21 protein-coding genes are annotated in these 23,232 nt (G+C 60.4%); 8 read left to right on the top strand and 13 right to left on the bottom strand.

The window, feature by feature from the left end; genetic code table 11:
- Nucleotides 1-196: 196 nt before the first annotated feature.
- Genes MOD31_RS12540 through MOD31_RS12525 form a run of 4 tightly spaced genes read right to left on the bottom strand, consistent with a single transcriptional unit; the run spans nt 197 to nt 4,067 of the window.
- Nucleotides 197-838, bottom strand: a complete 642-nt coding sequence (locus MOD31_RS12540; protein ID WP_250820833.1) for a Poxvirus protein I5 — start codon at nt 836-838, stop codon at nt 197-199.
- 21 nt (nt 839-859) lie between these two features.
- A complete protein-coding gene (locus MOD31_RS12535) occupies nt 860-1,783 on the bottom strand; it encodes a carbohydrate ABC transporter permease (RefSeq protein ID WP_250820796.1) in 924 nt (307 codons plus the stop codon).
- On the bottom strand, nt 1,780-2,730 hold the full coding sequence (locus tag MOD31_RS12530; protein WP_250820795.1) for a carbohydrate ABC transporter permease: 951 nt from the start codon (nt 2,728-2,730) through the stop codon (nt 1,780-1,782). The genes MOD31_RS12535 and MOD31_RS12530 overlap by 4 nt, the downstream gene beginning before the upstream one ends.
- Nucleotides 2,731-2,780: 50 nt before the next feature.
- Nucleotides 2,781-4,067, bottom strand: coding sequence for an ABC transporter substrate-binding protein (locus MOD31_RS12525; RefSeq protein ID WP_250820794.1), 1,287 nt, complete (start codon nt 4,065-4,067; stop codon nt 2,781-2,783).
- 347 nt (nt 4,068-4,414) lie between these two features.
- On the opposite strand from MOD31_RS12525, the gene MOD31_RS12520 reads away from it, so the two are divergent.
- Together MOD31_RS12520 and MOD31_RS12515 are read left to right on the top strand one after the other, a co-directional pair.
- Nucleotides 4,415-5,383, top strand: coding sequence for a LacI family DNA-binding transcriptional regulator (locus MOD31_RS12520; RefSeq protein WP_250820793.1), 969 nt, complete (start codon nt 4,415-4,417; stop codon nt 5,381-5,383).
- A 152-nt stretch (nt 5,384-5,535) separates the two neighbouring features.
- Nucleotides 5,536-8,070, top strand: a complete 2,535-nt coding sequence (locus MOD31_RS12515) for a rhamnogalacturonan lyase (RefSeq protein WP_144653066.1) — start codon at nt 5,536-5,538, stop codon at nt 8,068-8,070.
- 151 nt (nt 8,071-8,221) lie between these two features.
- Here the strand turns inward: MOD31_RS12515 and MOD31_RS12510 are convergent, their stop codons facing one another.
- From MOD31_RS12510 to MOD31_RS12470, 9 genes are all read right to left on the bottom strand, one after another.
- Nucleotides 8,222-9,070, bottom strand: a complete 849-nt coding sequence (locus MOD31_RS12510; RefSeq protein ID WP_144653065.1) for a hypothetical protein — start codon at nt 9,068-9,070, stop codon at nt 8,222-8,224.
- Nucleotides 9,071-9,139: 69 nt separating this feature from the next.
- Entirely contained in the window at nt 9,140-9,955 is an 816-nt protein-coding gene (locus MOD31_RS12505; RefSeq protein ID WP_250820792.1) for a substrate-binding domain-containing protein, read from the bottom strand.
- A 384-nt stretch (nt 9,956-10,339) separates the two neighbouring features.
- Nucleotides 10,340-12,391 carry a GMC family oxidoreductase gene (locus tag MOD31_RS12500; protein WP_250820791.1) on the bottom strand — a complete coding sequence of 684 codons (2,052 nt, stop codon included), beginning with the start codon at nt 12,389-12,391 and terminating at the stop codon, nt 10,340-10,342.
- 149 nt (nt 12,392-12,540) lie between these two features.
- Nucleotides 12,541-13,416 (bottom strand): LysR family transcriptional regulator, encoded by an 876-nt coding sequence (locus MOD31_RS12495; protein ID WP_284705390.1) that lies wholly within the window; start codon nt 13,414-13,416, stop codon nt 12,541-12,543.
- A 116-nt stretch (nt 13,417-13,532) separates the two neighbouring features.
- Nucleotides 13,533-14,942: an NAD-dependent succinate-semialdehyde dehydrogenase gene (locus MOD31_RS12490; RefSeq protein WP_250820789.1), complete on the bottom strand. Its 1,410-nt coding sequence runs from the start codon at nt 14,940-14,942 to the stop codon at nt 13,533-13,535.
- On the bottom strand, nt 14,939-15,931 hold the full coding sequence (locus MOD31_RS12485) for a fumarylacetoacetate hydrolase family protein (protein ID WP_250820788.1): 993 nt from the start codon (nt 15,929-15,931) through the stop codon (nt 14,939-14,941). Before MOD31_RS12485 ends, MOD31_RS12490 begins: the two co-directional genes overlap by 4 nt.
- Nucleotides 15,931-16,224 (bottom strand): putative quinol monooxygenase, encoded by a 294-nt coding sequence (locus MOD31_RS12480; RefSeq protein ID WP_250820787.1) that lies wholly within the window; start codon nt 16,222-16,224, stop codon nt 15,931-15,933. Before MOD31_RS12480 ends, MOD31_RS12485 begins: the two co-directional genes overlap by 1 nt.
- Before the next feature lie 41 nt (nt 16,225-16,265).
- A complete protein-coding gene (locus tag MOD31_RS12475; protein WP_250820786.1) occupies nt 16,266-16,775 on the bottom strand; it encodes an RpiB/LacA/LacB family sugar-phosphate isomerase in 510 nt (169 codons plus the stop codon).
- Nucleotides 16,776-16,838: 63 nt separating this feature from the next.
- Nucleotides 16,839-17,774 carry a VOC family protein gene (locus tag MOD31_RS12470; RefSeq protein WP_250820785.1) on the bottom strand — a complete coding sequence of 312 codons (936 nt, stop codon included), beginning with the start codon at nt 17,772-17,774 and terminating at the stop codon, nt 16,839-16,841.
- 152 nt (nt 17,775-17,926) lie between these two features.
- Between MOD31_RS12470 and MOD31_RS12465 the strand changes: the two genes are divergently transcribed.
- The 6 genes from MOD31_RS12465 (at nt 17,927) to MOD31_RS12440 (ending at nt 23,069) form a co-directional block, all read left to right on the top strand.
- Complete coding sequence (locus tag MOD31_RS12465) at nt 17,927-18,823, top strand: LysR family transcriptional regulator (protein WP_250820784.1); 897 nt, start codon at nt 17,927-17,929, stop codon at nt 18,821-18,823.
- Nucleotides 18,824-18,942: 119 nt separating this feature from the next.
- Entirely contained in the window at nt 18,943-20,061 is a 1,119-nt protein-coding gene (locus MOD31_RS12460) for an FAD-dependent monooxygenase (protein ID WP_250820783.1), read from the top strand.
- A 31-nt stretch (nt 20,062-20,092) separates the two neighbouring features.
- A complete protein-coding gene (locus MOD31_RS12455; RefSeq protein WP_250820782.1) occupies nt 20,093-20,632 on the top strand; it encodes a cupin domain-containing protein in 540 nt (179 codons plus the stop codon).
- Between the two features lie 7 nt (nt 20,633-20,639).
- Nucleotides 20,640-21,053, top strand: coding sequence for a VOC family protein (locus MOD31_RS12450; protein ID WP_250820781.1), 414 nt, complete (start codon nt 20,640-20,642; stop codon nt 21,051-21,053).
- Nucleotides 21,050-21,892 carry an SDR family NAD(P)-dependent oxidoreductase gene (locus MOD31_RS12445; RefSeq protein ID WP_250820780.1) on the top strand — a complete coding sequence of 281 codons (843 nt, stop codon included), beginning with the start codon at nt 21,050-21,052 and terminating at the stop codon, nt 21,890-21,892. Before MOD31_RS12450 ends, MOD31_RS12445 begins: the two co-directional genes overlap by 4 nt.
- Complete coding sequence (locus MOD31_RS12440; protein ID WP_250820779.1) at nt 21,885-23,069, top strand: alpha/beta hydrolase; 1,185 nt, start codon at nt 21,885-21,887, stop codon at nt 23,067-23,069. Before MOD31_RS12445 ends, MOD31_RS12440 begins: the two co-directional genes overlap by 8 nt.
- Nucleotides 23,070-23,232 lie beyond the last annotated feature (163 nt).

Below are 23,232 nucleotides of genomic sequence, written 5' to 3'. Positions count from 1 at the left end.
TCGACTGGGTCAGCTGGGAGAGGTTCTCTCCATGGGAACAACGGCCTTCCCCATGGGGACGAATCGTTTCAACCACACAGACTGTCCATACGGTTGTTTTCAATAGACGGCTCACTTCGGGCCAGACGTCTGTAGCGCCAACCCGGGTGGTCCAGGCTAAGACCCTTGGCTGGAAGGGCGCGCGAGGTCGGGTTCCTTAGCGGTGGGAGCGGATTTTGATGGCGGCTGCGGCCAGGACCAGGGTGCCGGGGACGATCACGAACAGGGCCTGCAGCATCCACACGAAGACGACGGCCATGAAGACGGCGGCAAGCAACAACAGCGAGCCAGTCCAGTCCCGCAGTGAATCCGCCTTGGCGCTGGCGTACGCTGCGGCCCAGCGCTCGGGGCCGGGGGCCTCGGCGGACTGCTGGTCGGCGTCGCCTTCCCAGGTCACTCCGCCGCTCCAGTTGGCAGCGATCCGCAGGAACAGGACTGCCCCTGCCGCGGCGAGAATCAACGTGGCGGGCAGGATCGCTGCCCGGCCGGGCAGTTGACCCACCAGGGCGAGCAACAGGTTCAGGACAATCACGACGGCGGCTACCGCCGTCGTGGTTCCCAGCTTCCAACTGCCGTAAAGCGCGCGGCGGAAATTTCCCCAGAGGCTGCGGAGGGAATCATCCCTGCCGCTGAGGTGCCTTTCCAGGTGCGCGACGCCGGCCGCATAGGCAGCCGGCGCCGTCACCAACGGGATGGAGAGGAGGAGCACGATGACTCCGGCCAGGATAGTCTCGGCGAAGAGGGCAAAGCGGTTGACCGGAAGGCCGGGATTCTCCGAGGACTTGCCTGTGGCGTTCATAGTGCTCATTCTCTGTTGTTCCTAACCCTTGAGGCCCTGCGTGGAGACGCCTTCGACGATGTAGCGCTGGAAGACGAGGAAGAACACCAGCACGGGCAGGAGTGCAAGGACGGACATGGCGATCATGGCACCGTAGTCCGAGGACTGGGTTTGGTCCACAAAGAGCCGCAACGCCAGCGGTAGCGGGTATTTTTCGGGGGTGTTCAGGTAGAGCAGCGGGCCGAGGAAGTCGTTCCAGCTCCAGATGAAGGAGAAGATCGAGGTGGAGATCAGGGCCGGTTTCATCAGGGGCAGCATGATGGACCCGAAGATGCGGACGTGTCCGGCGCCGTCGATGCGGGCGGCTTCGTCCAGTTCGGCCGGGAGGCCGCGCATGAACTGGACCATGAGGAAGACGAAGAACGCGTCAGCGGCGAGGAACTTACCAATCAGCAGCGGGATGTAGGTGTCCACGAGGCCGAGCTGCTGGAACACGATGTATTGCGGGATGATCACCACGTGGAAGGGCAGCAGCAGTGTGGCGATCATCATGCCGAAGAACAGTCCACGGCCGGGGAAGTTGATCCGGGCGAACGCGTAGGCCGAAATGGACGCCGAGAGGACCGTGCCCACTACCGCGCCGACGGCCAGGATCAGCGAGTTGGTGAAGAACGTCAGGGTGGAGACCCCGCCGATGCCTTCCATGGCCGTGGCGAAGTTGTCGAAGCTGAAGTTGTTCGACCACAGCGAGGTGTTGGCGCCGCCGATTTCGGAGTTCGGTTTGAAGGACGAGGCGATCATCCATAGGGCCGGGTAGAGGACCATCGCCACCAGCGCCAAAGCGACAACGTGGAAGATGGTGCTCTTGATGCGTTTGGCCGTGCCGGATTCGGACTTCGGGTTGTACACCGGTGCCGTTGAGGGCTTCGTGGGAGCGGGCTGGGTGGGGGTTGCCATGGTTGTCATTTCGAATCACCGCTGTAGTGGACCCAGGACTTGGAGGTCTTGAAGAAGATCAGCGTGATGATGCCGACCACGATCACCAGGAGCCAGGCCATGGCCGAGGCGTAACCCATCCGGAAATCGGAGAAACCGCGCAAGTACAGGTAGAGGGTGTAAAAGAGGGTGGAGCCTGCCGGGCCGCCTTCACCGTTGGAGATGATGTAGGCCGAGGCGAAGATCTGGAACGCGTGAATGGTTTCCATCAGCAGGTTGAAGAAGATCACCGGGGAAAGCATGGGCCAGGTGATGTTCATGAACTTCCGCACCGGGCCGGCACCGTCCATCGAGGCAGCCTCATACAGGTCCGCCGGGATCTGCTTCAAGCCGGCCAGGAAGATCACCATCGGGGCGCCAAACTGCCACACGGTCAACAGGATCATCATGCCCATGGTCATGTTCGGGTTGCCCACCCAGCCGCCAAGGTTGATTCCGAAAAAGGACAAGCCCTGGTCCACCGGGCCGGAATCGCCAAACATGGCCTTCCAGACGATCGCGATGGACACCGATGCGCCGATCAACGAGGGGGCGTAGAACGCGGACCGGTAGAAACCCTGGCCCTTGCGCTTGCTGTTGAGCAGCATCGCGATCGCCAACGCCGCCGCGAGCTTCAACGGAGTACCGAAGACCACGTACTGCATGGTCACGCCCACCGACTGCAGGAACCGTTCGTCCTGGAACAAGGTGACGTAGTTATCGAAACCGATCCACTTGGGGGCATCGAAAAGGTTGTAGTTGGTGAAAGAGAGATACAGCGAGGAAATCATGGGCCCCACGGTCAGGGCGATGAATCCCAGCAGCCACGGCAACAAGAACGTGTAGCCGGCGCGGGCGTCCGCCCCACGCCGACGCGATTTACGCGGCGGCGTGGGAGCGGAAGCGGAACGCCTGCTCAGGGTTGGGCTTTGAGTCACAAGATCAGTCCGTCAGTAATGAAGCTCGGATCAGACACAGAGTGTCTGGATCAGGCGTTCTGCTTGATAAGGTCTTCGGCTTCCTTGAACCACGCATCAACTGCGCCGTCCACGGTCAACTTGCCGTAGTTGACGTCCGAGGCCACCCTCTTGAAAGATGCTTCGAGGGTGCCGAAACCGACGATGGGCGGCTCGGGAGCGTCTTTGAGGTACTTTTCGACCGAGGCTCCGTAGTCCACCACAAGCTTGTCGGTGCCTTCGAACGTGGTGCCATCGCGCTGGGTCTTCGACGCCGGAAGGCCGCGGGAGGTCTTGAAGATCTGGCCGACCTCGGGATCGTTGACCATGAAGTCAATGAAGCGGCCGGCTTGATCTTTGTACTTGGTTTTGGCGCTGGCAGACATCAGCATGGTGGGCTTAAGGAACAGGCCCAGGTTTTCAGGGTCATCCGACGGAACCGGCACCAGTTTGAGCTCCTTCGCGCCGCTATCGGAGAGATAGCCGGCCATGAAGTTATCCCAGTTCACCTCCGCCACAGTGGAGTTCGACGCGAAAGGCGATTTGGGGAGCAATTGTGTCACGCGTTCCTCGGAGATGATGGCTCCGGTGCCGCGCAGATCCGCCGTGAGGTTCCACCACTTCTTCAGGTCATCCTTGGAGAATCCAAGCTTGCCGTCCTCGGTGAAGGCCTGGATGTTGTTCTGCCGCAGCCAAATGTTGAACATCCACCAAACGCCGGTGTAATCGGAGCTGCCGAACAACGTCCCGTTGCCCTTGGCGCCAACCTCGGCCAGGAACGCGTTGAACTCCTTGTAGTTCCAGGTGCCGTCCGGCTCTGCGATTCCCAGGGAAGCGAGCTTGGCGGGATCGTAGTACACCGCGAAAGTGTTGGTGCTGGTGGGGATGCCGTAGGTCTTGCCGCGGATCTGGCCCGAGGGAAGGATCGACCTGTCGAATGCGTCCGTGTTGATCTTGACGGTGCCCAGGTCCAAGAGCTGGTTGCGCTGACCGTAATCGCGAAGATAGGAGAGATCGAATTGCATGACGTCCGGCAGGCCACCGCCAGCTGCCTCCGTGGCCCGCTTCGGCCAGTAACCACCGAAATCTGTGAAGTTGCCGGCAACTTTGATGTCCGGGTTCTTGGACTCAAACAGGGCAATGGCCTTACGGGTCCGCTCGGCACGGTCGTCGTTGCCCCACCACGAGTAATTCAGAGTCACCGGTTTCTCCGCCGAGCCGGTCTGGGCCGGCGATGAGGACTGGCCACATGCGGCCAGGAACGCAGCGGATGCGGTGCCCAGAGCCACCGTGCCCAGGAATTTCCTTCTATCGATCATGAGAGCTTCCTTGCTCGAGGTGTGACGTGATCGGCTCCCGGCTGTCACTCGGGTCTTTCGGCGAAGCCGCGACCGAAGTTTTGGGAGCATTACCGCCGCACACTTTGTTTGGAGGATTGTCCGTGACCGGTCACGGACTGTTCACGACAGCGTAGATATGTACAGTCGTTGATGTCAAGAGACTCGTGCAACGAAGCGCGATCGCACTCGCAACTCTCCCGATATAGTTTGGGCATGTGCTATTGCTGCGCGCCCGCATATCCGTGGGCCAATAACATCCGGGCTACTGACACCTCGCCGAGAGGCGCCGCGTGACCACTGGCGCGCCGTCGACTCCTCCTACCCGAGTGACCATCAGAGACGTTGCCCGGGCCGCCGGCGTGTCCCGGCAGACGGTCACGCGCGCCATCAACGAGATGCCTGAGATCAGCGAAGAAACCCGTGCACGCGTGATGCGCACTGTCGAGGAACTCGGATACCGGCCCAACCGCTTCGCCATCGACCTGTCACGGCAAAGGACCCATGCCGTAGGGCTGATTGTGGGGACTTTCCGTAACCCGTACTACGCTCAACTGGCCGATGCTTTCGTTGCGGAACTGAGAAGCCGCGACTGGCAGGTGCTCGTCAGTATGGCTTCCCAGGGCGAGGCCGACGCGGTGCGTTCGATGGCATCCCAAACCGACGCCATCATTGGTTACTTTCTGGAGCCGCAGACTAACTTCGTCCCGGCGGCGCGCGGAGTACCCATCGTCCTGTTGGAAGACCAGGCTACGATGCCAGGGGTTCACTCTGTTGAGCTCGACTTCAGAACCGGGATCTCAGACATGGTGGCGGCGCTTCGGGCCAAAGGTTCCCGTCGTTTCGCCATGATCGACGCCTCCAGTGCAAATCCAAAAGGCACCGCTCCCGGGTCCCCGCGTCGGCAGTTTTTTGAAGAAGCAGTCGGAGAAGAGTGCATCGTGGTTACGGAACCCGAGTCGATTGCAGGCGGCGTTGACGGCTTCAGAAGGCTACTCGACCTCGACCCTGAGATCGATACGGTTCTGGCTTTCAATGACTTGATGGCGATGGGCGCTGTTCAAGGTGCCCACACCCTGGGCGTCGATGTGCCGGGCAGGGTGCGGATCGTCGGCATTGACGGCATCTCTCTTGGCGAAGCGATCAGCCCAACGCTCACCACCTTGTCGCTGGAGACGCAGACCGTCGCGGCCCAGGCTGCGTCCATCCTCGCGGAGCTTTTCGCCGGGGAGCCCATGCCGTCGAGATCACTGACCCGCACCGTCACGCCAGTCCCTCTGTGGCGGGAATCGGCCTAAAACAAATTTACTGCCAAACCATTGACATCCTTGCAGCCTGTTTTTAGGCTTACGTGACCGGTCACGGAGCATATCTGTGGCCGATGGTGGCCTCATTCAATGCCACTTCGGCAATCGCTATCCCCACGAAATCCCACAAGAAGGATTCGACGATGAATCGTGCCCGAAAACTTTTTCCTGCCATTATGACTGCGGGGGTGATGCTCGCCGCCTTGGTCCAACCCGCCGTGGCCGCTCCCCCTCCCGCCCCCGGAGTCGCTTCAGTAACAGGCTCGGGTGCCCGTGGCCCTGCAGCCACTGGCGCGCCCTTCCAGCTTGAACAGCTGGATCGCGGCCTGGTGGCTGTGAGCACCGACGAAGGCGTGTTCCTCAGCTGGCGACTGCTCGGTTCGGAAGCCACGGGAGCTACGGAGACCGGCCTCTCAGGTCCTGACTTCACCGTTTACCGGGACGGTAAGTCAATTGGAACCGTCACCGACAGCACTAACTTCGCTGATCCCACCGGTTCCCCCACTTCCAGCTACTCGGTGGCGCCGGTGGTGTCCGGCGTCGAGCTTGATGCGAGCGCTCCAGTCACTGCCTGGCAGGACGGCCACCACGACGTACCGCTGCAGAAACCCGCCGACGGAATTACTCCGCGAGGAGAAGCTTTCAGCTACGAGGCCTTCGACGCCTCAGCGGCTGACGTAGACGGCGACGGCGCCTACGAGCTCGTGGTCCTCTGGAACCCGACCAACCAAAAGGACGTCTCGCAGAAGGGCTACACCGGCACCGTTTACGTCGACACTTACGAACTGGACGGGACGCTGCTTAACCGCCTCGACCTCGGCCCGAACATCCGGGCCGGACAGCATTACACACAGTTCATGGTTTACGACTTCGACGGCGACGGCCGCTCCGAAACCATGTTGAAAACTGCCCCGGGCACGAAGTCCACCGGCTACAACGCCGACGGCACCGTAGCCAACCAGGGGTACGTCACGATGCCCAAGTCCGACATCGACGCTGGTTACGCACACACCGACGATTACCGACTCAGCGCAGAGGGATACCACGCCCACCTGGTGGCCATGCTCCAAGGCTGGAGCGAGCACCCGGAAGTGAAGGCCGGAAATTGGCCAGGCACCGTTGAGGAGGCACTCGGCATTCCGGTGACCCACGACTACCCGCTCTCCGAGCAGAGCGCCACCGAGCTGACCGACTACTTCATCGACGTCTACGCACCATCCCGCAGCCCGCGGAACCTATTGCGCCAATTCGAAGGCTTCATCCTCGACGGTCCCGAGTACCTGACGGTGTTCGACAGCGCCACAGGCAAGGAACTGCAGACCATCCCTTACAAGCCAGGGCGCGGTGACGATGGCCTGCTGTGGGGCGACTACGCCTACGGTGTCATCGAGCCCGGCAACCGTGTTGACCGCTTCATCGCCGGCGTCGCTTACCTGGACGGCAAACGCCCGTCGGCTGTCTTCGCCCGCGGTTACTACACTCGAATGACCATGGTGACGTACGACTGGGACGGCAAGTCGCTCAAGGAGCGCTGGTTCGTCGACAGTGGCCACGTGCCCTTGACGAATCCGTTCAATGACACACCCCACGGTCGGGAGGGAACCGATCCTCAGTGGGGCAGCATGTCCTCGCAGGGCTTCCATTCGCTGAGCGCGGCAGATGTCGACGGGGACGGCAAGCACGAGATCGTCTACGGCTCCGCCACCCTTGATGACGACGGGAGCGTTCTTTACAGCTCCTACGCCACATTGCCCGAAGGAAGCGCCGCACCGGGAACTACCGCCAAACTTGGCCACGGTGACGGCATGTACGTCACCGACATTGATCCTAGCCGCCCGGGACTGGAAATTTTCAGTGTCCATGAGAGCGCCCGCAACGCGCCCTACGGCACCGCGATGCGAGACGCTGCTACCGGTGAAGTGCTGTTCGGAGCCTACTCCGGCAAAGACACCGGCAACGGGTTGGTCGGAGATGTGCGGACGGACGTACCTGGCCTTGAGGTGTGGGCTTCCATGCCGGCTGGAACAACGGCCAGTGGCCTGCTCAGCGCAAAAGGTGAGATCCTCTCGACCAAAAAGCCAGATCTGGTGGATGCGACCATTCACTTCGCCGCTGAACCCACCACCCAGACAATCTCCGGAAATCGGGACGGTGCAAAACGCATCGTCGACTGGGAACGAGGAACGTTGCTGACCGAAGAGGATACCTCCGGCAACCCGCCCCTCGTCGCGGACATCCTCGGCGACTGGCGGGAAGAACTCCTCATCCACACCAAGGACTCGACGAAGATGCGCATCTACACGAGCACCGAGGTGACAACGCATAAGCTCACTACCCTTATGCATGACAAGCAATATCGCGCAGAGATCGCCCGCCAGAACACCGTTTACAACTACCCCAGCCAAGTGGGCTTCTACCTGGCGAGCGACACTGACTGGTCCAAGGTGCCTATCCTCACCAAACCGGTCACACCAAAGGGGCCGAAGTTCATCGACCCGAGCGGCCTCATCGTGATACCGCCGAGTGCCGACGTCGACTATTACATCAACGGCGAGAAAGTCGGAACGGGTGGGCATAAAGCACCCGGTTCGGACGTAACGGTCGCCGCAGTTCCCAAACCGTTCCTGGCAATCGCAGAAGGTGCGACTGCCATCTGGACGCACAACTTCGGCAAGTAAGAAACCTACCCAAGGACAAGCAAGACGACCGCCCCATCGCCGTGACTCCTCACGGCGATGGGGCGGTCCCGTGCGTGCCACAGGGACCCCGGATACAGCTTGTAGACGAGCCCGTAAGGAGTCGGGGGTGGCGGTCTACTCCCCCACCGACTCAGCCGGAGAGATGGATCTTCCAGCTCAAGTCCTGATCTGCACTGACGCTGAGCACCAGGCCCTCTGCTGCTGCGGCGCTCAAGCTGTCGCCGAAGCCTGTGCTCGGTTCCACCGCCAATGCTGGCTGGGATGCGAACTCCCCGTTGTCCCAAAAGAGGCCGAGGTACGGCAACTCATCGGCTGACCATCCGATGCGCAGCCTCGAGCCCCCGCCTTGCGTGATGGTCGCGGCGCTGATGTGGACATCGGGCGGCACGAATGCCTTAAACGATGTGCCCTTTTTGAGCTCATTCAAGAGCGGGCGGAGCGGGAAGTGATGATGTCGCCCCTTCTCTGGGTACTCCTCAACCAAGCCCAGGGCCGCTAAGGGCTCTTCGGGATGGGCGCGAACAATGGTGCGCTTGTCGGCGAAGAATTGCGGATGAGCGCACCACAAAACAGGATGCAGCCCTGCTGCCCGTGTTGCTGCGGTGTATGAGAAAGTGAACCCCGTTTGGCTTCGTGAAATGGTTCGTTGAAGTTTGACCGGGACGCTGACGAGGTCTGTTTGTAGTGTGAGGTGATCAGAAGACCCGGCTTTAACATCCCACGGGATGTTCCAGACATCACCGTGATCGGGTACCAGCCGCCCGCCTTCCAGGACGTCTGCCGAAACAGAAGGGCACACCTCGTCCCATCCGCCCATGCCGGGCCGGAGGAAGGGGGCACCGTACCCGGGCCGGTCAGCATCGGTGGAGGGCAGGAGCCACTCGAAACCGTCACCGGTGGTCAGGCTGGTGATGCGCCCGCCCAATTCCGGGCGGACTTCCATCCGCATACCGTGCCCGCCGCGCAGGACGACACTCACGCTGTTCCGGACGCAGTGGCCAGACGTTGCCCGCAAGCGAGGACCGTTGTACAAGGAAGTCCAATAACGTTAGGCCCCACGGACCGGTCCCACCGACTCCCGAACAATGAGCTCCATCGGGTCAAGAATCAGCGCTTCGGGCGTTGCCTGCGTCCCGCGAATTCTTGCAACAAGTTCGCGCATGGCACGTGTACCCAACGCTTCAAGATCCATATGCACAGAAGAAAGCGACGGCACCAGGTACGACGATTCGGCCATGTCGTCCCAACCAAACACGCTGACGTCGCGCGGGACGGAGATTCCGTGCTCGTGGAGGGCGCGAATAACACCGATGGCCATCTGGTCGTTTGCGGCCACCACCGCAGTGACCTCGCTGAGTGCAGCGATCTTCTTTCCGGCCGCATAGCCTGAGCCAGGAGACCAATCACCGGGGGCGATCCCCACCGAGTTCAGGCCTAGTTCGGCAATGGCTTCCTGATAGGCGGCTTTGCGGTTTCGGGCGGAGGGCCATGCAGACGGTCCGGCAACGTGGAAGAAGTTCCGGTGGCCCAGAGAGGCCAGATATTCCACGATTTTTCCAGCGGCCGTGCCATCGGCCAAGCTGCCGCGGGCGCGCATCTTGTTGTCGTACTCGCCAGCCACGACCAGCGGAACACCGGAATCCAGGACCGCTGACTTGGGCCGTGGCACAAACGATAAGATGCCGGCAATGTCCTCACCCGCGAGCAAGGTCTTCAGTTGAAGGGCACGGGCTTCGGCCGTGCCTTCCATAGCCACTACATCCACCCGGTAGCCCTCGGCGTGGGCGGCGCCAGCAGCACCGCTGAGCATCCGTGCCGGAAAGTACAACGATGCTTCCGGTACAACCACCACGACGCTGGCCACAGGAAAGCCTGGTCTGCATCACCCTCAACAACAAAGAAGTCGGCGCCACCCTGCATCGATCTCCCCCGCCAAGCGGGCCACGAGCTCCTCTTCGCCCGGACCGTCGCCAATTACCTAATCAACGATTCACAGGCCACGAGCATGGTCTAGGCCCTCTACACCAAGCAGGTTGTGTATCTCTCGGAACCACCCGGACGAGCTGGCGTTCACCCGCGAACGAGGCACTCGGCGAACAGGCAACCGCTCCCCCAGCCATCGTTTGACCCATTCACCTTGCGTCCGCCGCGGCTGGTCTGCACCATGGCCGCTGACTTGAGCATGTCCCCAGATTTACACGCCCACACTGCGTCTGCATCTGGCAGGCGCCTGACGCTACGGAACTGCTCAACAGTTCCTTGTGAGGATAGCGGCGATGCGGTAGGCATTGGCGATAAGTGTGAGCGTGGGGTTGACCGATCCGTTGGTGGGATGAAGGGACCCGTCGCTGACGTACACGTTGGCTGTCCCCCAAACCCGGCCTTCCGGATCCGCGGCTGATGAGGACGGATCAGTTCCCATTCGGACCGTGCCGGCTGAGTGTTCGCCAGCGGGTGAACGCTGCGCCGGTACTTGGCCGGGGAGTTCCTTGAAGATGTCGACGATTTCGGAGCATCCCGCTGAGTCCAACCAATCCCGGCTTCGGGAATTGAGGTAGTCGCGATTTCGGAGTGTTTCCGGGTGGGTGGTGCGATAAATTCGTGCTGCCGGGACACCGCGGCGGTCTCGCAGGACCGGGTCGAGTTCGACGCGGGAACCGGGATGAGGCACTTCCTGACCCATGGACATAGTTCCGAGGATGTGGCCGACGGAGCCCCGAAGCCAATTTTTGTGCCCCGCTCCCCAGGCCGGGGCTTCGAAGTGGTCCGCCCATTCCGCCAGCTGGAGCGGGTAGGGCGCGAAGGCATCGAACAGTACGCCTCCACCGATGGTCTTCCTGTCATGTACGAAGTCGAAGGTCGCAACCGAATGGCCCGGCCCCCGGAATGTGGGTACTGGGGCGGGCGATATCCCGGCCTGCAGGGTCACGACGTGGCCCTGCAGATGCCGTCCCACGTGTTCGTTGCCCAGGTTTGATGCAAGGAGCAGACGGGGCGTCTCGACGGATCCGGCAGCCACCATCACCCGACCGCAGCCGATTTGGAATCGAGAGTCTTCGCCATCCGATTCAGTGACGATCTCAACTGCAGTCGCCTGGCCATTGGAATGGATGATTCTTACAGCCTGAGAACCTGTCAGGAGATCGCAATTTCCGGTTTTTAGCGCTGCCGGGATGAAGGTGTTGTGGCTGCCGTTTTTCGCACCCGTAGGGCAACTGTGTCCCATGCATTGCTGACAGGCTGAACAAGCTGGCCTGCCTGCACGAGGAATGCTGTTGATGGCGAACGGTATTGGGCCGTGCTTCCAACCGAGCCTGTTCGCGGCAGCGCCCAGGACGATCCGAGTCGGGTCGCCCTGGAGTGGCGGCATGGGATAGCCAGGGTGCCCAGGCATGCGTGCGGTGAGGGAGCCCGTGGCACCTGATACGCCCAGTTCGCGTTCCGCCCAGGCATAAGCGCTCGACATCTCGGAGTAGCCGATCGGCCAGTCGGCAAGGCTGCTGCCTGCGGGTACCCCATAGTCACTTGCCATTGAGAAGTCTTCCGGCAGGAACCGCCAAGCCATGCCCTGCCACAACCGCGTCCCTCCACCGAGGACCATCGCATTCAGACCCCAGGAATCACCACTGGAATCGCCATCGACGGTCCATTCACGCCCGTCTGGTTCCACCACAGAGCGGGGATTTCCGATCCCCGGACCGGCCAACGGCGAATAAAGTGCCATTCGTTTCCCATGGAGGTGGTCACCTCTGAGGTCGGCATCAGTATGCTCTCGGGAGCGTTCGATCAGCAACACCGAAGCGCCTGACTCCGCCAGAACACGCGCAGCCACGCCGCCTCCAGGACCGGAGCCGATGATGACGACGTCGTACGACTGTCGAAGGTGATGAAGAGAGGTCGAATTCGGACCCGACTCTTGGCCCGGCGTCGATGCGAAAGGCCACGGGTCGAAATTGAGCAGGTTCCAGCCCGCAGGAGGACGGGCAGTCGTTCCACCGTAGTAGCCCTCACGGCATATTCTGATCAACGTTTTTATGGCTGCAGCAGTCCGTTCGTTCTCGCTGAGCTGAGAAAGGATGTGCTCCGTAGCGGCCTGTTCAGCCGAGCCGCGGCGCAGCTCCTGGAATGCCACTGCCAAGGTATTGAGCGCCGGTTTTGCCCAGCTGAGGTCCGTGTTCCATGCGGCTGCCAGGTAGCGTTCAATTCCGCCTTCCCAGCCCCCAGGCGAGTTTTCGTCGGGAGGAATGACCGCGTTAGCGGCTGCGGCGAGGAACGGTCTGAGTGCCTCGAAATCTTTCAAAGTGCTGCCATTCTGGATGGTGACCGGCTAAAACATCGTCTTGCCAAACAAGAATTGGCCCCGGACAACAGGGAGATTGGGGTCCCGGGCGGGCGCGGCAAGCAGGTAGAACGGTCAGAGGTTGAGTTCGGGCAGGCGCTACACGTGCGTTAGCTGTTTCTCGCTGCACGTCGGAGTATGGCGACCAACCACTGGAGTGCCGGGTCCACGGAGTTGGTGGGGTGCCAGTGAGCGGATTCGACCAGGTTCCCGGGCGTCATCGGCGTCTCCGCGATAACGAGGTCCAGGCGGTCCATGTACCGCTCCGCCATCCTCCGTGGAATGATTCCGATCATGCCGGTCCCGCTGACCATGAAGGGAACCGGGAGTAGTCCGCGGACAACGACGCTCGTGCGAGGGGATATGCCAGCGTCGGACAGCATAATTGTGGCGGGCGTGGCGATGTTCTCACCGAAGGCTCCGATGACGTGGCGCATCGTAGCGATGTCGTCCAAGGTCAATTTGCCATCCTCAAGACGAGGATTGTCCCGGGCAACGACACACACAAATGTGTCACGGAACAGTTCCTGGCGTCGTCCAGGGACTGTACTTCCTGCCCGAGCTATAAAGACATCCCTTTTCAGCAGCTCTGATGGGGCCACAGTCGAACCTGCCGGGAGTGCATCAAACTCCACCGCAACCCCCGGCGCTTCTCTGGACAAGAGCCGAAACAGTGGACTTGTCAGTTCTTCCAAGACGAAGTCCGACGCAGAAATGAGAAATGTGCGAGTGCTTGAGAGCGGGTCGAACGACGGCAGGACTTCGAGAGTGCGGGTTACTTCAACGACTGTTTGCCTGACGATGGGTTGGAGTGCTGCGCCCTTCTCTGTCAGCGTGAAGCCCCTGCCCACCCTGGTGAGTAGTTCGTCGTCGAACTGTCTCCTTAGCCTGGTCAATGCCCTGCTGACCGCAGGCTGGGTCATCTCGATCTTCTCGCCCGCCCGGGTAAGGTTTTGCTCGGTCAAAATAGCATCCAGAACTACCAAGATGTTTGCATCGATGCGCCGCAGTTCTTTAATTTCCGGCTCCCCTCCTGATATCTCCGGCTCAGCCTATCTGAACACGTTGCTGATACGTGTTCACGGTTGAAACACAACCGCCGTCAGTCGACGGACAGTGAAGCCGTCCAGACTGAACGAACATTGGTGAATTCGCGCATACCCTCCACGGAGAGCTCTCGTCCATACCCGCTGAGTTTGGTCCCGCCAAAGGGCAACCGGGGGTCTGACGCCACAACGCCGTTGACAAACAGGGCGCCCGATTCGATGTCCGCCCCGAGGCGCAAACCCTTTGCAACGTCGGCGGTCCAAACACTGGCGCCAAGCCCGTATTGGGTATCGTCTGCATGGATTGCCGCCTGTTCCGGCGATCCTGCCCGGATGATTGCCATAACGGGGCCGAAGGTCTCCTCCCTGAAGACAGGCATGTCCGGCGTAACGTCGGCCAGAACGGTTGGTGCGTAGTAGTTACCGGGTCCGGGGATTCTCTTGCCGCCGGTCAGCAAACGAGCTCCCATGGCTATTGAGTCCTGGACCTGTCGGTCTATGTCATCGACAAAAGATGGCTTCGCCAATGGTCCGATTTGGGTTGCCGGGTCCAATGGTGAGCCCACCTGGAGCGCCTCCACCGCGGGGACAACCAGACGTTCGAATTCGTCGGCTGCTGGTTCTTCCACGATGATGCGCTTTGCGCAGAGGCAGCTCTGTCCGGCGTTGCCGAACCTTGCTTTGACGGCGTTTGGCACCACTGCAGGAATGGGCGCGTCGCCAAGGATGACGAATGGATCGGATCCGCCCAGCTCCAAAACAGTCTTCTTCAGTGCCCGGCCAGCGGCCTCAGCGACGTTTGCGCCTGCTGCTTCACTGCCCGTAAGCGTCACTGCGGCGACCCGCCGGTCAGCGATGATCTCATTGACCAGAGCGTGCTCGCTAAGCACGAGGGAAGTAAAGAGCCCGTTTGGGAACCCTGCGCGTTCAATGATGTCCTGCAATGCCAGCGAGCATCCGGTGACGTTTGAGGCGTGCTTGAGCAATCCTCCGTTACCGGCAGTGAGTGTAGGTGCAGCGAACCTGATGACCTGCCAATACGGGAAGTTCCACGGCATGACCGCCAAGACTACGCCGATCGGCTCGTAGGAGATGTAGGACCGTTCGGCGTTAGTCTCTACCGCCTTCGGGGCCAAAAACTCCTCAGCATGATCGGCATAGTAGTCACACGCCGTGGCGCACTTAAGCACTTCGGCTATGGCTTCACTAACGGGCTTGCCCATTTCCGTGCTGATGATCTCCGCGTGTTGTTCCGCTTCGGTACGCAGGAGCTCGGCAAGGCGGCGAAGCGGCTCAATCCGTTCAGCAACAGATGTCCGCCGCCAATCGCGCTGCGCGGCCGTGGCGGCCGCAAGAACACCGTCCAACCGGTCCCGGGAGATCGACGGGTAGGTCTTCAGTTCTTCGCCTGTGCTCGGATCGGTCATGGTCAATGTGGTCGCACGGGTTACGCTCTCCAGCATCATTGTCTTGCTTCCTCACGTGGTTGTGGTTCGTGGTGCTTCCTGGTGCTGCCGTCAGTCCGCGCTGCAGGGACCTGGATGCCTGGGCTTCGCTGTTCGATGATTCGGTTCGAGATTGATCCCAATCCCTCGACGGTCATTGTGACGGTATCGCCAACCGTCAGCGGCGGCGGATCCTGAACACCTGCACGCCCCCAAAACTCGGCCAGTGCGCCACTGGCACATGTTCCAGTAGCAAGCACATCCCCTGCCCCGACCCACGCGTCGCGGGACGCATGGACCAGCAATTCTTCGAAGGACCAAGCCATGTTTTTGAGGTTGTCCCCACCAACGTGGTGACCGTTGACGCTGACCGTCATGGTCAGGTTCAGCCGATCACCGGAGCGGTGATCATCAAGTTCGTCCGGGGTGGTGATCCATGGACCCATGGTGTTGGCAAAATCCTTGCCTTTGGACGGGCCTAGTGAGACCTGCATTTCCCGCTTCTGAATGTCGCGGGCAGACCAGTCATTAAAAACGGCATATCCGACAATGTGATCTCTGGCTTCTGCTGCGTTGACATCACGAACGGTACGTCCAACTATGGCGGCAACTTCGAGCTCGAAGTCCAAGGCCTTCGTCAGGGGAGGCATTGGGATGTCGTCGTTGGGTCCTGTAAGGGAGTGGGGATTCATAAATAGAAATGCCGGGGCTTCATACCAAGCTTCCGCCACTCCCCCGACCCCGGCTACGGATTTCGATACGCCAACGACGTGTTCTTCAAAGACCACGAAGTCCCGCATCGCTCCTGGTCGATAGGGAGCCAGCAAGGTGACGTTCTCAACTGGTTTGCCGCCGCGGGCGACAGCTTCCGCCTCAATGGCATCCCGCATGGTTTTGGGGAGGCAAAGGATCTCCAAAAGCTCGGGTTGCCCGATCAGCGGGTGTATGTGACCGCCGACGACGGCCCCGAGCTGCACGGGGCCGTCGTCGCTGAAGCGGGCCAGACGCATCAGTAATCGAGGGTTTCGTACAATTCACGGACGCGGGTCTCGAGCTCTGGGATTGCCTTACCGAGCGCGTGCTCTTTGAAGTGGTCGTACTGGCCGTGCGCCGCGAATGCATCCGCGTCCTTGTAGACCTCGAAAATACGGAATACGTTGGGAACTTCCGGGTCAACGTAGGACTGGTAGTAGATATTGCCCGGCTCGGTGCGTGTGGCCGGAGAAAGGCTCTCGAGCGCCTCGCGGACGATTTCTTCGCTGCCCGGCTTTACGGTCCAGATTGCGTTGCAGACAAATGCCATTGTTTTTCCTTCGTTTGTGGGTTTGGTGGCCGAAGCCTTGATCAGGATCCGGAGGGTTGAGCCGAGGAGTCGATCATCCAACCCTCGATCGTTCCCGAGTTTTCAAACTCTGCAGTGTGCAGGATTCTTCGAACGTCAGCATCTTCAAAAGTGAACTTTTCCGAGAGGAAGACGTCCACAAGCGACAGGGCATCCACGGCTGAGGTGCTCAATGCGCCCAAAGTGAGGACATTGGCGTCATGATGAACCCGTGCCGTTGTGATCGTCTCCGGGTTCGTGCCGACGACGGCCCGGATTCCTTTAACTTTGTTTGCCGTGATTTGCTCCCCGATCCCAGTGGCGCCGACGACGATGCCCAGGGACGGTTGGCCCAGGTCTTCATCGGCGATGACTGCCTGCCCGGTGGCCACGGTGAACTTCGGATAATCGTCTCCATCGTCAAATTCGGAGGGGCCATGATAATTAACTTCATGGCCGCGCTCACGAAGCCGGGCGAGAAGACTCTGTGCAAGATTGAAGCCGGTATGGTCGGCTGAAAGGTGGATGCGCACGTGTACTCCTGAGGATCTGTGCCGGCACGAATCTACGTCGAATCGAGTCCGGAAGTGGGTGGGCTAGACGGGAGGGGCTGAATAGAGGCCGAGGTCCACGTCGTTGAAGGATTCGCGGGCAACGAGTTCGTTCATGGGGTTGGCTGTCCCCCACTGGTCCTGCGTGTCGATGTCCTTGATATCCATGATGCTGGGGTGCCAACTGTCTTCATCGATGCTTCTGAGTGCTGTGGTGTATTCGACGGTGTTGCCCATCGGGTCCAGGAAGTAAGAAAACGTGTTGTCACCGGCATTGTGTCGGCCAGGACCCCAAACAAGGCGGGCGCCGGACCGCAAGACGCGGCCAGTTCCACGCATCCATTCCTCCAAGCCGCGCATTTCAAAGGAGACGTGATGCAGGGAAGCGTGAGGGCCGCGCGCAATGGCGAAGGAGTGGTGCAGTTCGTTGCACCGCATGAAGTACATCATGTCTCCCATTTCCTCGCTGTGAAGGATGTCGCTGACTGCGAATTGGAGGTGGTCCTCGTACCATTTTCGGGTTGCCTCGGGGTTGGGCGAGTTAACCACGACATGGGAAATCCGAATCGGGATTGCTTCACGTTCCTGGATCTTTCGGTGGTACCGCAAGGCGACGTCGGCGGACACTTCTAGGGTGCGCCCATCGCCGTCGAAGAAGCGGAAGCCGTAACCACCCCCGGGGGTTTTCAGAGACCCAGGTTCGGTAATCAATTGCACGCCGGCGCTGCGCAGCTGCGTGGCCAGCGTGTCGACGTCGTCGGGTGTTGCGGCACCGAAGGCGACAAGGTCGATGCGTTTGTCTGCTTTGCGGAGACGAAGAATGTAGTATTCCGGGGAGCCCGATGCCGAAAGATAGACAACTTCTCCGTCGTTGACTACTGCGTTCAGTCCCCACACTTCCGTATAGAACCGGACTGCTGTATCCAGATCAGGGACGGCGAGGTCCAAATGCCTCAGGTGGGTGATGAGCCGTTGCGTCATTGGTGGTCTCCATATCTTTCTTCGGCGCGTCCTCGCGTCCGATCAACTCTTTTTCGATCGTATGCGCGGCCCGGGAAGCGGGGAAATACTCGATTGCGATACCTAGCATTGACACAATGAGGGCAATGCCAAATCAAAGAGGAAGGCACTGAATGTCGATTGCTGCCCGAGATCTAAACTTGTTGGTCTCACTGCTGGCACTCCTGGAAGAAGCCAATGTCTCCCGCGCCGCCGAGCGCCTGGGGATTGGCCAGCCCGCCATGAGTTCAGCGTTGGCCCGACTGCGCCGGCACTACAAGGATGAATTGCTTCTTCGTGTTGGACGGGACTACGAGCTGACACCGCAGGCGCGTCTGCTGCTACCGCAACTGAGGCAAACAGTAGCGATGATGGAACAGGCGCTGGGCATTGAGGAAGTCTTCGATCCGGCGAGCAGTACCCGGACGTTCACGATTTTGGCATCGGACTACCCCGCCGTCGAACTACGGGACAAAATTGCCGCTGCCACACTTGCCGCACCCCGCGTTCGTATCGAGGTACTTCCCCTGCCTGAAGTGCCGTCCTACACGGACCGGGAACTCCTCTCCCATGACTTTGCAGTACTTGTTCCAGGCGGCGGTTTTGAGGGCCGCAGCCATGTGCTCTTCACGGATGAATACGTGTGCCTGCTTGACCAGGAAAACGAGCGCATACGGGACAACACCATCAGCTGGGAGGATTTCACAGATCTGCCTCATGCAGTCGCCGGCTTCGGTCAGGGACACAAGACGCCAGCCGACCGTGTTTTGCTGCAGCTCGGCTTCGCCCGGTTGCCGCGGGTGAAGACAAATGGGTGGCTTCCCCTGCCGGCCATCATCGCTGGTACCGAGCTTGTCGCGCTGGTCCCTGCAAGGCTCGTCAGCCGATTAGGTCCAATGACCGGAACTGTAGGGCTTCCCACGCCTTTTGATCCTGTTCCCATTGTCGAAACGCTTTGGTGGCATGCGTCCAAAGACTCGGATCCGGGGCACCGCTGGCTGCGTGGCTTCCTGACCGCCGAGGAGTCCTAGCCCCTATCGCTTGCATGCCTCTGGGCAATAGGTGCCATCCTCAGGGACCATTTCCCGCACACTCACCACTTCACTAGCGTGATGTCAAACAGATGTGGCTGTGCAATGGAAGGATCAAAATGACGGTGGCAAAGGTGCTGGTCGTCGGTGGAGGTATCACCGGAACGGTGGCAGCAATCGCGCTTGCTCAACGAGGCGTCAAAGTGAGCCTCGTCGAAAAATCTTCGAAGTACTTTGGAGTCGGACACGGCATTACCGTCCAAGGAAATGCGCTGAAGGCTTTGTCGGAAATAGGGGTCGCCGAGCAGGTAATGGCCAAAGGCGTCACCTTCGATTCAGTCTCAGTCCGTCACGCAGACGGTCATGAGCTTGTCAAAGTCCAAACTGCAAAGACAGGTGGACAGGAACTCCCATCCACCATGGGCACGCTGAGGTCGGATTTGCAGACGATCCTGGTCAACAAGCTTCACGACTCAGGTGTCGACCTTCGCCTGGGAATGAGCCTGACAGGTTTTACAGAGGAACCCGGTGCGATCGAAGCCCAGCTTTCCGACGGGTCGACAGAAAAGTTCGATCTCATCATCGGAGCCGATGGCATCCGATCGTACACCCGGACCCTTCTAGGCATCACTGATACGCCCGCGCCGTCCGGTATGGGTATCTGGAGGGTCGTTACGGGCCGAACTCCGGCCATGAACACGGCGGCCGTCTACTACCATGGGCCTGCTTACAAAGCCGGCTACGCGCCGATTTCGGAAACGCAATGTTATGCCTACATTCTCACCGACCCAGCCGGGGGCCAGGAAGACGGGTGGACGCCCGCCGAGACGGTTCGAAAGCTCGCTGAGGACTATCACGGAACGTGGGACTACCTCCGCGACAGTATTACCGAAGCCACGTTCGTGAACTTCTCACCGATCGAGTGGCTGATGGTCGAAGGTCCGTGGCACAAGGGCCGAATCATTATGATCGGCGATGCCGTGCACGCATGCCCTCCCCTCATCGCTCAGGGTGCCGCTATGTGCACCGAAGATGCTGTCCTACTGGCGGACTACGCCACCCGGGACGGTGATCTCGAAAGCAACCTGACAGCATTCGAAGAACGCCGAAAACCGCGCGTGAAACTGGTCCTGGACGCATCGCTACAGATGGCCGATTGGGAAATCCACCCTGATGCTGACGGAGACCCCGCAGGACTCATGGCGGACACGCTTTCCAGACTCGCCGCCCCGGCATAAGCCGCTCCTACACGACCCTCTGAGGACCACCATGAACAACATTCCCCGCCGGGTTGTAACCGGCCACGATTCCCACGGCGTTTCCCTGGTCATTTCCGACGGTCCGGTGCCGGTTCATCGGGACCTGCCCGAAGACGGCGTTTCTTTCTATGAGGTCTGGCAAACCGACCAGACCCCGGCATTGCTTTATCCCGAAGAACCAAGCGAGCCCACCAACCGGGATCTCAGGGTGCCCCCGGGACCTAACGGGACCAAGATCCGGATTAACGAGTTCCGGCCTGGGAAAATTAACGCGCAAGGGCTTCAGTCTCCGATACACCGGACAGAGTCGGTCGACTACGGAATCGTTCTGGACGGGGAGATCGTCTTGGTTCTGGACGACAGTGAAGTCACGCTGAAGGCCGGAGACATCGTGGTCCAGCGAGGCACTGACCATGCGTGGGTCAACCGTGCTGAAACAACGGCCCGGGTTGCCTTCATACTTGTAGATGGCCAATTCACCCCTGAACTGACATCAATTCTGCCTGACGATGTCCGATCACGCCTGATGCTGGCCGGACCGAAGGACTAGATCCGACGTGGCCTTGAAAATTGATCACATCGGTCTCAGCGTTGAGAACTTGGATGCCCAGATCAATTCGTACGAACAAGCCCTGGGCATGAACGTCACCAAGGAATTCAGTGTTGAGGAACGACCCATCCGGGCGGCGTTTCTGTCCGGCAACGGATTCGTTCTGGAGTTGCTGGAGCGGCCCGGGTCCTCCGCCAGGCCTGTCGTTAGCAGTCCCGCCGAGGCTGTGCTGGCCCGCGGCTTTGGCCACGTCTGCCTCCGGGTAACCAAGCTCGACGCGCTTCACCGCGACCTGGTCCGTGCCGAAGCATCCGAAATCATGGCCCCGCAAGGCGCACCGGAAGAACACGTCCGGATGTCGTTCGTCGAGGGCCCTGAAAAAAACCTGATCGAACTCCTTGACTACGAAAGCCCGCTATGACCACGACGAAGCAACTACCAATGCTCCTGCCGGACCTGGCCGGAAAAACCATCGTCGTCACCGGCGCTAACGGCGGACAGGGCCAAGCTGAGGTCGCCCTGCTCCTGGCTAACGGAGTCACTGTTATAGCCACCGACCTGGCAGAGGACCCCGCCCCCCAACTCCTGGCGGCAGAAGAAGGCAGCGAGGGCGCCCTTGTCTACCGCTCTTTGGATGTCGCTTCAGGCGCTGGCTGGAAAGATCTCGCGGCGTGGATACGCACAGGAGGCAAGGACTTGCACGGGCTGGTGAACAACGCCGGCATCCCCCACCGCGCCCGCATCAACGACGTCGAGGAGACAGATTGGAACCGGGTCATCGCCATTAACCTAACCGGCCCCATGCTCGGAATCCAGACCCTTTCGCCGTTGATGACGGCCGGGGCATCCATCGTCAATATCGGTTCTTCAGCCGCACTTAATGCCCATTACACGGTTGCTTACACTGCCAGCAAGTGGGGGCTTCGGGGGCTCACTCACTGCGTTGCAACACAGTTGGGGCCTCTTGGAATCCGCACCAATATCGTGCATCCGGGCTACATTGAGACGCCCATGATGGCTGCAGCACCCACGGTGATGACTAACGCACAACTGGCCCTCACCCCACTCGAGCGCACCGGCCAGCCCGAGGAGATCGCAGCTGTCGTCGCCTTCTTGCTTTCGGACGCCGCAGCATATGTGTGCGGCGCCGAAATCCCAGTGGACGGCGGCTTTACGTCCTCCGCTGGGGTCAAGTACATGTCCGATACCATCGCCGCGGCCGCAGCCGCCAATCAACCTACGGAGCCTGCAAGTGTTTGAATATTTTCCCACCAACTATGTCTGGAGCCTGAGCGTTGTCGCCACGTTGAATAACGGCGGCCTCATCGACGAAGTGGACAGGGCTTGCAAGCCAGTACTCGAAGCAGCCAAGAACGGCGACGACGCCGGAACCGAAGAGCTGTACGCCGCTTGGGTGGCCGTCGCCGACCAGTTGATCGCTTCCGCTCACGCAGACGAAGCGGCTGGACGGACCATCGCAGCAGGCGATAAGTTCTACCGGGCCAGCCTCTACGTCTCGCAAGCCGAACGATTGCAGTCACCAACTTGGTCCGGACGAAACGAGGCTTACCAAAAGTCCATCGATCTACTATTGCGCAGCGTCGAGTACCGGGATCCGGCCTTCAGCAGGGTGGAAATTCCCTACCAGGACACCTCGCTGCCTGCCTACTTCCTTAAGGCCGAACCAACAGACGGCCGTCCAGCACCTGTGATGATCCAGTGGAACGGACTCGATAGCACCAAGGAGATGATGTACTACTCCGGCTTCGCTCACGAGCTGGCCCGGCGCGGCATCTCAACACTGATGGTGGACACCCCGGGCAGTGGCGAGGCACTTCGGTTGCGTGGTCTGACTGCACGCTACGACACCGAACATTGGGCGGCCGCCTGTGTGGACTACCTCGAAACACGACCGGACGTCGACGCCAGCCTGATCGGCATCGTGGGCTGGTCGTTGGGCGGCTACTTCGCCCCGCGTGCTGCAGCCTTCGAGAAACGACTCAAGCTCGTTGTGGCCTGGGGCGCCAACCACAACTGGGGTGAAGTCCAGCACGGTCGACGCCACCGGGAGGGTGAGAACCCGGTCCCCCACTATTGGGACCACGTGAAGTGGGTTTGGGGACAGACCGACATCGAGGAGTTCATGGCCGTCGCGGATAAGGTCACCCTCGACGGAGTCGTTGAGAAGATCACTGTCCCATTCCTGATCACCCACGGCATCCGGGACCGCCAAATCTCGGTCAAGTACGCTCACCAAAGCTACGAGCAGGCCGTCAACAGCTCCAAACGTGAGTTGCGGATCTTCACCGACGACGAGGGCGGCACCGAACACATCAGCATCGACCATATGCCCATGGCATCTGTATTTATTGCCGACTGGGTCGCCGAGGTGCTCACTAACGCCAACGCTCCGAAAGCCACAACCGCCGCCCTCTAGCCTTAGGTCTCATGAGGCAGTCCGCTATCCCACCTAGGACAGCGGACTGCCTCTTTGCTGCGGATGGTCAGTCAGCGCCGACGGTGGGATAACGACATTGGCCAAACTCCTGCGACCAAGCCGCGGCACGCCAGCGAGGAGAGACGGTGCTATCCACTGTCTC

The sequence above is a fragment of the Paenarthrobacter sp. TYUT067 genome, assembly GCF_023656375.1.
Taxonomy (GTDB): domain Bacteria; phylum Actinomycetota; class Actinomycetes; order Actinomycetales; family Micrococcaceae; genus Arthrobacter.
Note: the sequence above shows the minus strand (reverse complement) of the source record. Positions and strands in the feature narration are given on the sequence as shown.